This window comes from Candidatus Merdisoma sp. JLR.KK006, assembly GCF_036941035.1.
Lineage (GTDB): Bacteria > Bacillota > Clostridia > Lachnospirales > Lachnospiraceae > Laedolimicola.
Genome location: NZ_JAYMNS010000009.1, coordinates 19,275 through 34,071, shown reverse-complemented (window position 1 = coordinate 34,071; position 14,797 = coordinate 19,275). Strand labels below are relative to the sequence as shown.

Here is a 14,797-nt window from a genome sequence, read left to right as displayed (position 1 = left end):
TTTAACCTCTATTCTAAGTCGTTGGACTACTGCATGATTTTCCCCATAAAGTCTCCCAGCATCTCCGGTGTCATGGCTCCCACATGGGCTCCCAGATCGGCCAGCTTCTGTGCCGTATGTCGGTCATAGACGGGGTTGGAATCCCGATCCAGTGCCGTCAGGCAGATAAGCTTCGCACCGCTTTCCAGAATGTCCCGGCTTACTCCCAGAAGTCCTCCGATGCCGCCGCCCTCACAGAGATCGGATACCAGAACTACCATGGTTCTGCCCGGATTCTCTATGAGTGTCTCGCAGTACTGCAAGGCCCCTGCAATATATGTCCCGCCGCCCAGCTGAATGCTCATAAGGGTTTCCACCGGATCATCCAAATGGGCACTTAAGTCCACTACCTGGGTATCAAAAATCACAAGCCGGGTATCCAGCATGGGAAGTTTTGCAAAGATTCCTGCCATCACGGCACTGTGAATCACGGAGTCCAGCATGGAACCACTCTCATCCACTGCAATCACCACACGCCATTGGTTATATTTTCGGGTACGGCTGCTGAAATACACCTGCTCCAATACCAGCCGCTTTTCCTCTGGATCATAGTGAGACAGATTTTTGCGAATGGTCTTGCGGATGTCCAGATTCCGCATGGATTTTACGTGGCTGGGGGTATTCCGATCCAGGCTTCCAAGCAAGGATCTGCGGATCTCTCGGTTTAGCTTTTCGGCAATCTCCTCGGCCACCTTTTTTACAATCCGGCGGGCGGTATCAAGTACCTCCCCTTTCATCAAATGCTTTAACTGCAGAATCGTCTTTAATAAGTCCTGATTTGGTTCCAGCTTTTCCAGCACTTCCTTATCTGTCAGGAGCTCCTGCATCTCATATCGCTCCAGTGCGTGACGCTCCAGGATCTCCACCGTTTCCTTGGGAAACAGACGGCGGATCTTTGTAATCCAGCCGGCTGTCGTCAGCCTGCTCGCTCCTGTGCCGCCCTCTTTGCGTACATCCTCCCCATACTCCCGGGAATAGAGGAAATCCAAGGCTTCTTCCAAATCCTCATAGGAAACACCGTTTTCCATGTTGCCTGTGCTGCCGGTTCCAAAAGAAATCTGATCCTTTGCCTGGCTTCCCAGAATGAGACGCCAGCGGTTTAATTGTTTATTGTCGTTCATATTTTTGTACCTGTTTTCAGTTCTATGTTTTTCAGACATGCACACAGCTTGCTAAAGGCTGCCGCTATCCCCTTATGTTTATACCTAATTTCGGCAAATTGTTTAAGCTTATCGTTTCCAAAGTTCGTAACTGCTGCACTGCCAATTACCGAAGCAACTCCATTCTCTCTTTCTGCTTCTTTCCCTGATTAATCAAAACCACATTGTAGCTTTCCAGATTTGCAAGTACAAGTAATTGATTCAACGTTGCCACATCCCGCATATTTCCTTTAGCTTTTGGGTTTTCATCTTTCCATTGTTTTGCCGTTTTTCCAAACAAAACCACATTCAACATATCTGCTTCGTTGGCATAAGTGCAGGCTATCTGTGCAGCCGTTAATTCCGGAGGAATCCATGTTGCAAAAGACATGGCAATATCACTATGGGCATATGTCAGGTGTCATCACAAAACGATTTAACCCAGCCTCATTTTTAACCGCCTCGAATTGCACACGGTTAAAATCAGGATTATGCAATTCCTCCCAAACAGACAAAAATTCTATTGTATTCCGATTCCGCATCCAGTTTTGAATTACGAATCTCGGGTCATCTTCATTTCGATACTTTGCAATATCTGTTAATGAGATAAATTCATTTTCAAAGTTTGTTGTGTAAATGCCAATATCAATCCCTTTGGCGTGAATCGTTTCTTTTATAATTTTGGTCATACCATCCCCTCCTTAGAGATATAACACATTCAAAAGCATGTCAAATTTATATAATTTCTGTCTCATTTAATGATAGTTCAGAATCCTCAGTTTCACTCTCCCACATTTCCCGATATGCTTCTATAATAAAATGCAACACAACTTGGATAAACATATAAATATCTTCTACACACCTTTTTATACAACCCCAATATTTTTTCATCACATGCAAAATCCAGCAAATGGAATCAGCCATTGCAATATTGTGCAAAGAAATCATGACATACCCATTTTTCTATACAAGTTCCCCACAAACATAGTAAGACCCATAAATTCTTCAAACGTTCATCATCCAATGCAAATCCTTTCCTCATATATTCTTTTAAAATATTTGTTGCCCAGATTCTGAACTGTGTACCACGCTTGGATTTTACACGATAACCCGTAGAAATAATAACACTTCAGAAAAAACATTTTTTATATGTCTTGAAATCATTGATTTATCTCTTTGGAATAATTCAGCCATCTGATCAGTAGATAACCATACAGTATCTTCATCAAAAGTGGCTTCGATTTTTGCCAGACCATCTTCTGTTATATATAATAATATTCGATTTCTGCCCTGCATATTTTCGATTATTCACGCATACACCCCGCTTCTAAATTGTGCAACGTCACTTGGACATGAAATTAACAAATCATACGAAAATACTCCATCTCATCCATGTGACGTTCTACCTCGATATGTTGATCAGACCTAAGTTTTGAAAGTAAACTCACAACTTCCACATGAGTACCAAACAGAACATATCCCCACAAAATTGCATAATTAATGGTATCTCCCTCTATTTTAACTCTATAAATCTACTTTGATTTTTCTTCCAATTCAACCAAAAACTTATCATAATCAGACATAAATATTCTGTCTTGTACAGTACGATACTTTTCAAATTCTGTCTCTGCATAGAGTTTCGCCTGCTCCGCACTGATTTTACCTGCACCTGTGAGTATCTCATTTCCATTAAATTCAAGGAAACCATCCAATCGCTTCGCCCAATCTTCCATACTCATAGGAATTTGTCGTTCGGCCTGCAATTCTGCATAATCAAGATACAAAGAAACAATTCTTTCCATATAGGACATCTCTTCATCACTCAAATAATTTTTAGCAATTGAAACATCTGCTTTTATAATTTTTCCATTTGGTGCCGCTTCCCAGGTAATCAATCCCATATGTTCTTTTTCCGCATTCGCTCTCTCAACAATAAGTTCTGCCGCTGTATGCCTATGAACGGCCCAATGCATTTTGTTCTGTACTGTCTGGAAAAAACGCTTCGTAGTTTCAGCGTCTTTATCATAGTCAAAAGCTGTGGCATAAAGATCCGTGACTTTTTGATAAAATTTACGCTCAGAAAGACGTATTTCTCGAATATTCTGTAACTGCCGTTCAAAATATTCATCCGTAAACATATGTCCTCTTTTTAAACGTTCCTTATCCATTGTCCAACCCTGAATTGTATAATCCTTAACAATCTGTCCTGACCATTTGCGAAAACGGACTGCACGTTCATTATTTACCTTAAACCCGACTGCAATAATCATTTGTAAATTATAATGGACAAGCTCACGGCTCACCTGCCTTGCCCCCTCAGTTTGAACTATTCGGAATTTCCGAATAGTTGCCGATTCAGCAAGCTCACTATCCCCATATATTTTTTTAATATGTTCATTTATTGTTGGCAAGCTCACATCATAAAGCTGTGCCATCATTTTCTGTGTCAGCCATATATTTTCATCTTCATAACGCATTTCCATACTTTCATCCGTACCTCCAACAGCCGCAACATACGTCAAGTACTCAGCTGCTGAACTATGAATGGTTACTTCATCTTTCTTTTTTCCCATCTTCTCCCCCAAAGTTATTTTATCTTCACATTTTTCATTTCAATTTTCCCACCGAAAGTATCCTCTCCCCCGCATAAGCATCTAACGCCTCCCCATAAGCAAATTCCTCCGGGCTCACCCGTCTCTCTGTCAGTAGATCCCGTTTCTTCCTCCCATGAAGTGCCGCCGCCCGCCCGGCAATGCGATCCGTCTCCAAAGGCGTAAAATATCCGAAAGCCATGCGAAGCTCCGGCAAAAGCCGCAGAAATTCCTCACCGGAGAGCCGCCCTAAAAGCTCATCAATCAGGTTCAAAAACTCCCCGCTTACAAAGACAAAATCCCTTGCCGTAAAAAACAGCCCCCGAAGAAAAGCCGCACTCTTAGACAGCATTTCCCCGCTTCCCTGTATGTAGCCCCTGGCCGTCTCGGTAATCTGCCTGCCAAAGCCTCCCTCATACCCATAGAGAAGCCCCAGGACCGTTCCCTCCACTCCGGGATTAACCGAACCACGTCCAAGAAGCCCCTTAAGGGCCTCCATCAAAACAGGCTTTCGCTCATTGGCATTGTTTCTCCCTGCCGCCTGGTAAAGAAGCCGCAGGCTCTCCATGCATTCCTGCTGCCGTTCCTCCCCCACCTGCCCCATGGAGGGCAGAAGCTGAATAATTTTCTGAAAACACTGCTCTGTCACCTGGTCCAAATGAAGTGCATCCCGAACCTGGTACAGATCCTGAAGCTCCAACAGCATCAGCATATGAGAAAATCCTTTCGTAAGAGAAAAGAAATCCCCGTCCGCCGCCAATACCTCCGCCAGATGAACACTCATTTCGGCCTGTTCCTCTGACAACCCCATGAGAAATCCTTTTACCAGAAGCTCCGCTGCCTCCCTGCAGCCGGTACTCTCTCCAAACCGACTCTTAAGAAGAGAACGGGCCGCTTCTTCACAAGTTCCCCCGGATATGGACGCATCGATCAGGGCAGCCGTCACCTGCTCCGACCATTTATAGGTCCAGATCTCCCGAATGCGGTTCTGATCCTGCCTTTTCACCAGATCCGCCCCCTTTTTCCGCTTTGCAAAGCTGCAGTCCAAAAATTCCGCCTGGTAAAAAAAGCGGCTCATCCGAAGATGCTTTTCCTTTTTAAAGATTTCCAGGGTGACCGTCTGCTCCAGGGTAGAGTGAAGCTTCAGCCCAAAACTCCTGCAATGTTCCTCAAAATCCGACAGCAAGGGCGGCCTTGCGGCATCCTTGCAAAGCCGTCCAACCTGGGTCCCTGTCACAAGCTCCTTAAGCACCCGCAGGGCACCGTCCGTAGACAGATTCAATTCTCCTTTTACAAAAGAAGAACGGGCACTGTCCTTAAGCTCATAGAGTCCCGGCTCCCGCTTCCCCCGAAGAGCCGCCAGACCCCTGGCCATGGAAAAAGCACAGATCTCATCATAGGAAGAAACACTCTCTTCCTTTCTCCGGGCCTGTCTCCCTGACGATGCCAGAAAATGTAGCACCGCATCCTCATAAGCCCCTGCCGCCGATTCCCGTTCCTTTAGATTCTTCCAAACCCGCTGATAAAAGCCCGGAGACTGCATTCCGCTGGCATAGCCGTTCAGGGCATCCGCCGCTTCCATGGAATAGGCCATGGGATATACCTCCTGCTGCCCGTCCGCCTCCTTGTGAAGCTTCACCGGCTTTCCTGTAAAGGCATAAGTTCCGTCCTGCTCCTTAGACAGCAGTTCCCACAAGCCATAGCTGTGAAATCCCCCGGTGACCACCAGAATCTTTTTATAGGTTTTTGATGCCTCTGCAATCTGCTTTGCCATATACCGTTCCCGAAGAATCGTTCCGTCCTCCTCCAATTCTTCCTCCGGCGTATTCTTTCGGGATAAAATGCAATACGTAAGCATCTGCCGCATAAAGTCCGCCGTTGCTTCCGTAAGCCCCTGGATCTCAAAATACTTTTCCCACAACTCCTCAAAATCCCGAAGACCTGTCTTTTCACAGAGCAGGGCCAGATAGCGGCTCCGGCTCAGAAGATAATCATCATTATACGTCTGCTTGTTCCCCTCCCTGCGGATACCCTTTCCTGACGCAGTTCCAATCAGAATCTCTCCGTAGGACAGATCGATAAACCGGGCCGGAATCCCGTTGTCTTTCGCCTGCCGAAGTGCCGTCAGTTCAGGAGAACAATCAAGAAATGGGTAATAGCATTTGTAATCCCCTTTCTTTTCCGTCACCAGCCCTGCCCGATCCCGGTAAGCATAATACAGTGCCAGGGGCGGTTTCGTATCCTCATGAAGCAGTACGGATATCAAATTCCCGGCGTTTTCCGGTCCCTCAATCAAAATGAGATCCGGCTTATAATCCTCCGCCGCTTTCTCCAAATGAAAGGAGCAGGCCGGACTGTGATGGCGAACCGGAAAATAGAGGACGGAATGCTCCACATTGTACAAAAGCTCCGAGGGAATCTCCACCCCCTGATCCCCTGTTACCGCAGGTACTTCCTCGCTTCGTAATAGCTGCTCCATAAGCCGCCCTCTTTTCCTCCTTTATCACGAATCACAGTCTGAAAATAACTTTTCAGCTTTTCCAGATCCTCTTTATTTTCTTTCTGCACGGCTCCCACCAGATTCTGAACCAGGCAGCCCATATCCATGCGGGAATCTCCGTAATAGTAAGCCGTCATCATGGTCTGATAGTAGACGGATACCGCTTCCGCCGTACTCATGACCGCCGAGGGACGGTCGATCCGGTGTCCCAGAGAAGAAACGCCCTCCCGAAGCTCGTGGTAGGTGGAAGCCAGAAGCTCCGCCACATCCTCGTCCGGCTCCATCTCAATCTGATTCTCCCTTGCCAGATCCGAAACCTCGTTTAAGATAATCTGCTTTTCCAGGGCCGCATCCCGAATGGGGAGGACCGTTTCAAAGTTAAACCGCCGCTTCAGGGCACTGCTCATCTCATTGACACCCTTGTCCCTGGTATTGGCCGTTCCGATCACATTGAAGCCTGACCGGGCAAATAAAAGCCCCTCTTCTCCCAGCTCCGGCACATTCAGCACCTTGTCGCTTAAGACACTGATCAGGCTGTCCTGAATCTCCGCCGGTGTGCGGGTGATTTCCTCAAAACGGGTGAGGATTCCCTGCTCCATGCCCACATAGAGGGGTGAGGGAACAAGGGCCTCCCGGACAGGGCCTTTGGCAAGCAGCAGGGCATAGTTCCAGCTATATTTGATCATGTCTTCCGTAGTTCCCGCCGTTCCCTGAATGGTGTTGGTGCTGTTTCCGCTGATCGCCGCAGACAGAAGCTCCGAAAGCATGGTCTTGGCCGTTCCCGGCTCTCCCACCAGCATCAGGCCCCGGTTTCCCGCCAGAGTGATGATGCAGCGTTCCACCAAGGCATCATTTCCCAGATATTTTTTTCGGATGGTAATCTCATGACCCTGATAATGCAGCGGTTCCCTGCTTCCAAGAATGAAAGTCCGCACAGCCTTTGGGGACAGCTTCCAGTTCACAGGCCGTCTGCCTGTATCCAGAGCCGCCAGGGCTTCAAGTTCTTCCCGGTAACGCACCTCAACGGGCGGTTTGATTGCTGTTTTTTGTTCCACTTCTTATGTCCTCCTACTATAAGTTCCACAGTATCTTGTCAGCACACCCTTATATAGAAGAATTTACGTTCACAGGAACATGTGCCCATAAATTCTTCTGTGCACTGACGGGATACTGCTGTTTCAGTTCCGCAGTAGACTCCAGAGTGTCCGTTCATTCGACCGCACTTTTGATACTCTCTGATATTCATGCAAAGCACTTTTCAAGCGGCTGATATCGGAAAAATATTCTTTTACAAAGTCATAATTTTTAACACTTTTATGCTTCAAATTCGTCTTACAATATGTACTCGGCTTTAATTGCCGGTTTTTCCTTTTTTCTCTTTCGTACTCTTTATATTTTCCCTCGGCAAATATAATAAGCATTTCAATTTCCGGTGCTGTTATCACATTGACTACATCCACCTTATGCTTATACAGCTTGCTCAATTTAAATTCTTCGGTATGTGAATCTAATATACGATAAACTGTAATTTTTTCTGCAAATCCTTTTCTTAAATATCTTTGCTCAAACTCTGCCCCTTTTCTGCATCTCAGCACTTCCTCTTCAATTAAATCCTCTCTCTCAAAAATCAGCTCGCCATGATCCAGCAGCAGATCTAAAATTGCCCTTTCGGCACTGCCCTCACAAATACAGGCTGTATATTTTGCCATTCCTAATCCTCCTGTATTTCTATACTGGTCAGCACCTTTTTCAGAGCAATATATGCTTCATACACAGGAACCGTTCCCTCTAAAAAGCCGCTGTCATAAGCTTCACTCTTTTTAATGTCATTTCGTTTCAAAATATTGGCTAAATTCTCTGCCGTAATTCCACCTCTGTTCCGAACAATGTAAATACCGTCATTTCTGTCAAACTCATCTAAAAGTTCTGAATAATGTGTGGAAAACACAAGCACTCCACCCTTTTTATTCACTTTCTTATCCATGAAAAAACGTACAAGAGTAAAGACAATCTCCTCATTAAAATGATTTTCTATCTCATCAAGAATCAAATATCCCCCCTCGCAAAACGTAAATACAGCACTCATAAAGACACTTAAGCCTTTTATCGTTCCGGAAGAAAGATAATTTTCCAGGACTCTGGGATTATTTAAAATAATCTCCTTTTTATTATGAAACTTCAACTGGATATCTGCCTTTTTTCCGCTTAGCTTGCATTTGAGATATTCAATACTTGGATCCAGAAATGTTAATAGCTCCTCAGGGAATCTTCCCAGGACATTCAGCATATTATGGTTTGTCAATGACGACATATCAAACAGAAAAGAATCTGAATGATTATTTTTATTCTCTGCAATGATAATACTGATATCATCTGATAAATACTGTTCTTTTTGATCCCTTTTGACCTTTAAATCCTTTTCTTCAAACTCAAACAGGCTCTTTTTTGTTTTAACCTTTTTAATCTCTTTTGACCATAGCTTTTCATCTGTGATTATGAACTTTTCACTCCCGTCTACCTCATTCACCTTTTTCACAATCGTTGTTATCAGCTTATTTACAAAAAAATCTTTATAAAAAAACGCAGTAATCGTTACCGTTTGATTTTCTTTCAAATCTGTCAATATCTCTCTTGAATCAATCGAATTAATCGGTGTATTATTCAGCAGATTTATTTCAAAAGAAAGTGCTTTCAATATAGTGGTTTTTCCGGACGCATTAATTCCAATAAAGGAAAGCACTTTATTTACATAAATATTGGAAAAGACATGACAAAGCTGACCCTTATCATCTTCATCTACCCGCTGCTGTGCAAAAAAATTAATATCCAGCAGCTCCTTAAAATGTGGCAGTCCCTCAAACCTCACTCTCAAAATTTTCATATTTTCCTCCAAAAATACGTTTTTATTTTATATTATATCCAATATTTTGGAGATATTCAACATTTATTCACGTATATCTCGTTTTTATATTTTTCAATCATTACTGTGCAGCTGAAGCAGTAATGCAGGCAGAAAGGCAGCTCTCTGTCCAAATTATCTAAAGTACTTTTAAGAATCCATCACTCTACATTTATAAGTGGTCAGCACACCGTCTCATCCAACAGCCGTTTCAAAAGGTACTCCCTATGGTTGAGAAACATCTCCGTCACCTGGTAACTCTCTGTCTCTTCATATTCTATGGGATGCAGAGCTCCCTCATCAAAGGAGAGAATCGCTGCTTCCGGAAGTCCCAGGAGAATGGGCGAGTGAGTGGCAATGAGAAACTGACTACCCGCTTCTGCCAGACGATGCATACAGATAAGCAGGGTTAGCTGCCGCTGCGGGGAAAGAGCCGCTTCCGGCTCGTCCAGGAGATAGAAGCCCTGTCCCTGAAAGCGGTTCTGCATCAGAGCCAGGAAACTTTCCCCATGGGACTGCTCGTGGAGGGATCGGCCGCCGTACCGCCGGTAATAAATCTCCGGCTCATCCCCGTCCCGGTATTCCTCCACCTGGGTAGCCACATTGTAAAAGCTCTCGGCACGAAGAAAGAAATTATCCTTTGGCCGCCGATAACCCTTTTTCAGAACCATCCCCTCGTACAGAGCCGAATGGGTATCTCTGGTGGAGAACCGAAAGTCCCTGCTCCCTCCCTCCGGATTCATGCCGTAGGCCGATGCGATGGCCTCCAGCAAAGTAGATTTCCCTGTTCCGTTCTCTCCCACAAAAAACGTAACCGGTTTTTCAAAGCTTATGGAATTAACTCCATGTAAAGCCTCTATCTCATGCAGATAGGAATCGGGATCTATCTGATTCCAATCAATGGTTAATCCGTTTACAAAAAGACTGCCGTTCATGTTGTCCTCCATAGCCTGTCCCTATTCTGTAAATGCTCAGTCAGCAATACGGCTTTCGTAAAATCTCTGCTTTAATGCCAGTCTTTCATCAGCTCAAGAAGCTCTGTCTCATAATCTCCCAACAGTTCCTCCTGCCGTCCGCCGCTTCTGAGATTCGTCTCCACGCCCCGTTCCCCATCCTCAAACTCCCAGATGTGATAGGGGACACCCCGGTAATCAAAGTCAATACTCCCACAGCCGTCTTCCTCACTGTAGGTATACTCCCATCCCCGTTCCTGTATAAATGCTAATACCCGTTTTAAATGTGCTGCCTGTTCCATGGTTCCTCCCTGCATGAATTTCATCGCTTATTTACTCACTTTGTTTTTCGATTTATTTACTGCAATCCATTCTCTATTTGGTAAATTAACTATCTACTGATAGCACTCATTAATTCGTCTATCTTTGCCACAATTCTTCTCTGTTCTTCTATAGAAGTTAACAGGAAATACCAATTTTTTAATACACCAAATGGGTTTGATACCTTATCTTCTACAAAGAGTAAATAATCACTCCCCGTATTTCCTTAAATCTCCCACCAACATTATAAGCGCATAAATGCCATATATCAACAAAAACCATATATGAATATTCACAAGCACAATCTAAAGCAACTCTTTTCATACAGATTTTTCATGCTGCACACAGGCTGTATCTCAAGCCATGCTTCACGTCCTAATGACCCTTTTTATGTTCTTCCACCAGTTGTGCCTCTTCTTCACACACTTTTTCGCCCAGTGACTGTATTACGTTCCATACGCCCATTACAGGTTGGCGGCTGAAAATGCCGCCTTTCTAAATTTCCAACAGATAAATTTGTACTTATATATTGACATGGAGCGTACACCATAGTTTATTTTTATTTGAGGAGGTGCCCATATGAACTATACAACAAATGAGGCAGCGCAAAAACTAGGGATTACGAAAGACACATTATTTTATTATGAGAGGGAAGGTCTGTTACCCCAAATTGAACGGGATGAAATGAATAGACGGATTTATTCTGAATCGGATATTGAATGGATATTTTTAATCCGTTGTTTACGGGATACAGATATGCCGATGTGCAAAATAAAACAATATATTTCTCTACTTAAACATGGTGGGGAAAACTCTATACCAGAGCGAAAAAATATTTTAGTTGAGCATGAAGCTTTTATTATAGGGAAGATAAAGGCATACCAAGATTTATTATTGCTGATAAAAAAGAAGATTGAATTTTATGACGAAGTTTTAAATGATAAAAATACTGAATCTCAAAAGTGTATGGATTATCTCATGGAATGGGAACATTTCAAAGAACTTCTCGGAGGGATTGCATATGAAAAATAATAAAACAGCTTTGATAACAGGCTGTACAAGCGGAATAGGAAAGGCTCTGTCTGTCAAATTTGCACAGCAAGGTTACAACTTGATTTTGGTAGCAAAAAATAAGGATAAATTGAAAGAATTATCAAATCATCTGTCGCAGACTTTCCGCATAAAATCAGTTTTCATTGCTTATGGGCTAGAAAAGCCAGAAGCCGCTGAATATGTATTCCGCAGGGTACAGGAATTGAATCTGAAAATTGATGTGCTTGTTAATAATGCGGGTTTTAATGAGTTTGGAAGTTTTATTAAAACAAGCAGGAAAAAAGAGCATGATATGATGTACTTACATATGTTTTTTGTAACAGATATGATGAAATTATTCCTGCCCTCAATGGTAGATAAAAAGCAGGGAAAGATTTTAAATATTGGTTCAACAGGTTCTTATATATCATGTCCCTATGATGCCGTATATGCGGCAACGAAATCATATATTTTATCTGTGTCAAAAGGAATTAGTTCAGAACTCAAAGGCACTGGCGTAACAATCACAACTCTATGCCCAGGTTCTACAAAAACAGAATTTGCCGCTAAAGCAGGCATGGAAGATACTTTATTATTTAAATTGTTTGTTATGTCGCCAGAACGGGTTGCTGATATAGCTTATAAAGCTGTTATGAAAAGAAAAACGATAGTCGTGGCAGGAATTTACAATAAGATACTCGTTATGTCATCTTACATCCTACCAAATAGATTCGTTGATTATATTAGTAAGATGATGTTAGGAAAACAACGTCAAGCAGGTTAAATGAAAGACAAGATTCAGCAGAAAATTCACTCTTGCATATTAAGGGTGGCATAATTGCCTGCTTCCCGTGGTGGCTTTCCATAGAAAAACATATATAATGTTATTTTAGAGGTGATATATATGAATTTAGAAGAAAAATTACAAATGCTAAGGAAGAAGAATGGTTATTCCCAAGAGCAACTGGCAGATAAGATTGGGATAGCAAGGCAGACTGTAAGCAAATGGGAAAACGGACAGGCAATTCCAGAATTGAATGGCTTGATATTATTAAGCGAATTATATGGCGTAACCATTGACAGAATAGTGAAAGATGATGATGAGTGCAACATTTTATTATGCAAGAGTGCGGACATTGACCTCAATAAAGTTGTTTCCTTTTTGGTTTCGGCAAAAAAGAATACATATCCAGTCAATGAAAATAAAGTACAATCTTCCAGAATGAAATCCAGTGATTTTTGTTATGCAGAAAATGAGTATAAATATTATGATACATATTTAGGCGGAGAAAAATTTACTGGTGAAGAAGCGGTATGGTACTATGATAATCCTATTTGGTGCATGAATTATACTGGTCGGATTATAGGGGGTAATTTTAACAATGGCTTTTTGAAAGAAGTTTTGTTGCAGGTTACGGAAAAATTCCCTTATCGGGGACCACAAATGTATACAAAAGGCGATTACCATTATCATTGTAAAGTAGATGGTGAATTTGTTTGGTTTCAAGGGTACGAAGATATTTTTTATTTGGATGAAAAAATTTATGAATGTTATTTTCATGGAGGCGTGATTCAATAGATGGATATTATAGAACAAAAAATAAATACGAAGGACTATTTAACGAAATCAAATTTACCAGCAAGTGATTATGTGATAAATCCCTATGTCGGCTGTACTCATGCTTGTAAATACTGCTATGCAAGATTTATGAAAAGATTTACAGGGCATAAGGAAGAATGGGGGAAATTTATAGACATTAAGCAGTGTGAAAAACCTATTAACCTAAAGAGATTAAAGGGAAAATCTGTTTTTATGTCGTCTGTAACAGATTGTTATAATTCTTATGAGGAGAAATACGGCATCACAAGAAAGATATTAGAACAGCTTGTGAATGCAGATTGCCAACTTACAATTTCAACAAAATCAACGCTTATTTTGCGGGATATAGAATTATTGAAAAGGATGTCCAATCTCAAAGCGGCATTTTCAATCAACACTTTAGATGACAATTTTAGGGCGGATATGGATAAAGGCAGTTCCATAAAGGACAGGCTTCATGCGATAGAGAAATTACATAATGTGGGTATCCATACGGTTTTGTTTATGTCTCCTATTTTTCCGTATATCACAGAATGGAAAGACATCATTGATGGTACAAAGGAGAATGTATGTGAATATTGGTTTGAAAATCTGAATCTTAGAGGGGCATACAAAAGCAGTATCCTCTCTTATATCAATACACACTATCCAGACTTAAAAGAAAAATATGAAGCAATTTATTTAAATAAAGATAGTGCATATTGGAATACGTTGGCTGATTTGCTCAACACGTATTGTGATGAACTGGGATTAAATTATGTCAATTACTTTTACCATGAAAAACTTGTTAAGGAGAAATTAAATAATCAATAGATAAATTATGAGAAAGCAAATACGTCCATTGAATAAAAAAACGATGTTCGATGGGTTGTATTGCTGTACCTTAATTACCCTCTAAGAAAAAGTATGATATCCTCTCTTTATTTCATTGGAAATTCCTTCTGCAATTCTCTGTGCCAAACTTTCCTGATAATCGTCATCCAGCAGCTTTTGACTCTCAGAATAATTTGAGAGAAATCCCATTTCTACCAAAACAGCGGGCATTTGCGTGTTTCGCAAAACATAATAGCCCTCTGTTTTTGCGTACCTCGTTTCAATATCCTCACTTAGCGAAACTGCGTTGATGATACTTTCTGCATATCCTTTGCTTTCTGTCGCATTTGAATTGTTGTAATAACATTCCAAACCAGCTATCTGGGCACCCTTCTCATAATAATTGCAATGAAGACTGATAAAAAAATCTGCATTGGAGTCATTTGCAACGGAAGTACGCTCTGCAAGGCTTATATTTTCATCGGAGCTTCTGGTCAGAATAACTTCTATATTGTCATCCTCCAGAATAGCTTTCAGCTTCAATGCAACGGAAAGGTTAATATCCTTTTCTACTGCCTTGCCGCTGACAGTACCTCCGTCACTTCCTCCATGCCCTGCATCCACGACAACACAAAACCCCGGGGCATTATTCTCTGTTGAAGCAACAGGAGCAACATCGCTGCCTGCGTTTCTACCTGTGTATATATCCATGTATTTATTTACCTTTTCATCTTCCTTTGTAAATCTCTCGTATATGTAAAGACATCCGCAAACCATAAGTATCATCATTATAATTGGTATCAGTATGACGATTGCCCTCAGCAGATACGCAATCATAAGCCGCTTCATCTTTCTCTTTCTGAGTTTTTTCCTCTTTTGGTATTGTTTCCTGTTCATTGCCGCATTTGTT

The 14,797-nt window shown here is 42.1% G+C and carries 15 protein-coding genes and 1 pseudogene; 4 read left to right on the top strand and 12 right to left on the bottom strand.

The window, feature by feature from the left end:
- Positions 1 to 26: 26 nt before the first annotated feature.
- The 11 genes and pseudogenes from VSQ61_RS09315 to VSQ61_RS09270 all read right to left on the bottom strand — a co-directional run bounded on the left by VSQ61_RS09315 (position 27) and on the right by VSQ61_RS09270 (position 10,423).
- On the bottom strand, positions 27 to 1,160 hold the full coding sequence (locus tag VSQ61_RS09315; protein WP_334344163.1) for a VWA domain-containing protein: 1,134 nt from the start codon (positions 1,158 to 1,160) through the stop codon (positions 27 to 29).
- Between the two features lie 145 nt (positions 1,161 to 1,305).
- Positions 1,306 to 1,569 (bottom strand): hypothetical protein, encoded by a 264-nt coding sequence (locus tag VSQ61_RS22925; RefSeq protein ID WP_502877027.1) that lies wholly within the window; start codon positions 1,567 to 1,569, stop codon positions 1,306 to 1,308.
- Between the two features lie 10 nt (positions 1,570 to 1,579).
- The gene (locus VSQ61_RS22920) at positions 1,580 to 1,867 is read right to left on the bottom strand and encodes a KilA-N domain-containing protein (RefSeq protein ID WP_502877026.1); all 288 of its coding nucleotides are present in this window, start codon (positions 1,865 to 1,867) and stop codon (positions 1,580 to 1,582) included.
- A 308-nt stretch (positions 1,868 to 2,175) separates the two neighbouring features.
- Positions 2,176 to 2,474, bottom strand: a pseudogene (gene rhuM, locus VSQ61_RS09305) (RhuM family protein); the annotation flags it as partial.
- Positions 2,475 to 2,710: 236 nt separating this feature from the next.
- On the bottom strand, positions 2,711 to 3,751 hold the full coding sequence (locus tag VSQ61_RS09300; RefSeq protein ID WP_334344162.1) for a virulence RhuM family protein: 1,041 nt from the start codon (positions 3,749 to 3,751) through the stop codon (positions 2,711 to 2,713).
- Positions 3,752 to 3,785: 34 nt separating this feature from the next.
- Complete coding sequence (locus tag VSQ61_RS09295) at positions 3,786 to 6,248, bottom strand: DUF5682 family protein (protein WP_334344161.1); 2,463 nt, start codon at positions 6,246 to 6,248, stop codon at positions 3,786 to 3,788.
- A complete protein-coding gene (locus tag VSQ61_RS09290; RefSeq protein WP_334344160.1) occupies positions 6,209 to 7,324 on the bottom strand; it encodes an ATP-binding protein in 1,116 nt (371 codons plus the stop codon). The genes VSQ61_RS09295 and VSQ61_RS09290 overlap by 40 nt, the downstream gene beginning before the upstream one ends.
- Before the next feature lie 123 nt (positions 7,325 to 7,447).
- Complete coding sequence (locus VSQ61_RS09285; protein ID WP_334344159.1) at positions 7,448 to 7,978, bottom strand: hypothetical protein; 531 nt, start codon at positions 7,976 to 7,978, stop codon at positions 7,448 to 7,450.
- A 2-nt stretch (positions 7,979 to 7,980) separates the two neighbouring features.
- Entirely contained in the window at positions 7,981 to 9,150 is a 1,170-nt protein-coding gene (locus VSQ61_RS09280) for an AAA family ATPase (protein WP_334344158.1), read from the bottom strand.
- Between the two features lie 200 nt (positions 9,151 to 9,350).
- Complete coding sequence (locus tag VSQ61_RS09275; RefSeq protein ID WP_334344157.1) at positions 9,351 to 10,103, bottom strand: AAA family ATPase; 753 nt, start codon at positions 10,101 to 10,103, stop codon at positions 9,351 to 9,353.
- Between the two features lie 71 nt (positions 10,104 to 10,174).
- Positions 10,175 to 10,423, bottom strand: a complete 249-nt coding sequence (locus VSQ61_RS09270) for a kinase (RefSeq protein ID WP_334344156.1) — start codon at positions 10,421 to 10,423, stop codon at positions 10,175 to 10,177.
- A 598-nt stretch (positions 10,424 to 11,021) separates the two neighbouring features.
- On the opposite strand from VSQ61_RS09270, the gene VSQ61_RS09265 reads away from it, so the two are divergent.
- The 4 genes from VSQ61_RS09265 to VSQ61_RS09250 all read left to right on the top strand — a co-directional run bounded on the left by VSQ61_RS09265 (position 11,022) and on the right by VSQ61_RS09250 (position 13,887).
- The gene (locus VSQ61_RS09265) at positions 11,022 to 11,474 is read left to right on the top strand and encodes a MerR family transcriptional regulator (protein WP_334344155.1); all 453 of its coding nucleotides are present in this window, start codon (positions 11,022 to 11,024) and stop codon (positions 11,472 to 11,474) included.
- Positions 11,464 to 12,258, top strand: a complete 795-nt coding sequence (locus VSQ61_RS09260) for an SDR family NAD(P)-dependent oxidoreductase (RefSeq protein WP_334344154.1) — start codon at positions 11,464 to 11,466, stop codon at positions 12,256 to 12,258. Before VSQ61_RS09265 ends, VSQ61_RS09260 begins: the two co-directional genes overlap by 11 nt.
- Before the next feature lie 120 nt (positions 12,259 to 12,378).
- Positions 12,379 to 13,053, top strand: a complete 675-nt coding sequence (locus tag VSQ61_RS09255) for a DUF5680 domain-containing protein (RefSeq protein WP_334344153.1) — start codon at positions 12,379 to 12,381, stop codon at positions 13,051 to 13,053.
- The gene (locus VSQ61_RS09250; RefSeq protein ID WP_334344152.1) at positions 13,054 to 13,887 is read left to right on the top strand and encodes a radical SAM protein; all 834 of its coding nucleotides are present in this window, start codon (positions 13,054 to 13,056) and stop codon (positions 13,885 to 13,887) included.
- A gap of 81 nt (positions 13,888 to 13,968) precedes the next feature.
- Here the strand turns inward: VSQ61_RS09250 and VSQ61_RS09245 are convergent, their stop codons facing one another.
- Positions 13,969 to 14,784, bottom strand: coding sequence for an N-acetylmuramoyl-L-alanine amidase (locus VSQ61_RS09245; protein ID WP_334344151.1), 816 nt, complete (start codon positions 14,782 to 14,784; stop codon positions 13,969 to 13,971).
- Positions 14,785 to 14,797: the final 13 nt, after the last annotated feature.

Excerpts from the sequence above, each read along its gene's own strand:
- VSQ61_RS09315 (WP_334344163.1), bottom strand. The coding sequence starts at position 1,160 with ATGAACGACAATAAACAATTAAACCGCTGGCGTCTCATTCTGGGAAGC.
- VSQ61_RS22925 (WP_502877027.1), bottom strand. The coding sequence starts at position 1,569 with ATGTCTTTTGCAACATGGATTCCTCCGGAATTAACGGCTGCACAGATA.
- VSQ61_RS22920 (WP_502877026.1), bottom strand. The coding sequence starts at position 1,867 with ATGACCAAAATTATAAAAGAAACGATTCACGCCAAAGGGATTGATATT.
- VSQ61_RS09300 (WP_334344162.1), bottom strand. The coding sequence starts at position 3,751 with ATGGGAAAAAAGAAAGATGAAGTAACCATTCATAGTTCAGCAGCTGAG.
- VSQ61_RS09295 (WP_334344161.1), bottom strand. The coding sequence starts at position 6,248 with ATGGAGCAGCTATTACGAAGCGAGGAAGTACCTGCGGTAACAGGGGAT.
- VSQ61_RS09285 (WP_334344159.1), bottom strand. The coding sequence starts at position 7,978 with ATGGCAAAATATACAGCCTGTATTTGTGAGGGCAGTGCCGAAAGGGCA.
- VSQ61_RS09280 (WP_334344158.1), bottom strand. The coding sequence starts at position 9,150 with ATGAAAATTTTGAGAGTGAGGTTTGAGGGACTGCCACATTTTAAGGAG.
- VSQ61_RS09275 (WP_334344157.1), bottom strand. The coding sequence starts at position 10,103 with ATGAACGGCAGTCTTTTTGTAAACGGATTAACCATTGATTGGAATCAG.
- VSQ61_RS09270 (WP_334344156.1), bottom strand. The coding sequence starts at position 10,423 with ATGGAACAGGCAGCACATTTAAAACGGGTATTAGCATTTATACAGGAA.
- VSQ61_RS09265 (WP_334344155.1), top strand. The coding sequence starts at position 11,022 with ATGAACTATACAACAAATGAGGCAGCGCAAAAACTAGGGATTACGAAA.
- VSQ61_RS09260 (WP_334344154.1), top strand. The coding sequence starts at position 11,464 with ATGAAAAATAATAAAACAGCTTTGATAACAGGCTGTACAAGCGGAATA.
- VSQ61_RS09255 (WP_334344153.1), top strand. The coding sequence starts at position 12,379 with ATGAATTTAGAAGAAAAATTACAAATGCTAAGGAAGAAGAATGGTTAT.
- VSQ61_RS09250 (WP_334344152.1), top strand. The coding sequence starts at position 13,054 with ATGGATATTATAGAACAAAAAATAAATACGAAGGACTATTTAACGAAA.
- VSQ61_RS09245 (WP_334344151.1), bottom strand. The coding sequence starts at position 14,784 with ATGAACAGGAAACAATACCAAAAGAGGAAAAAACTCAGAAAGAGAAAG.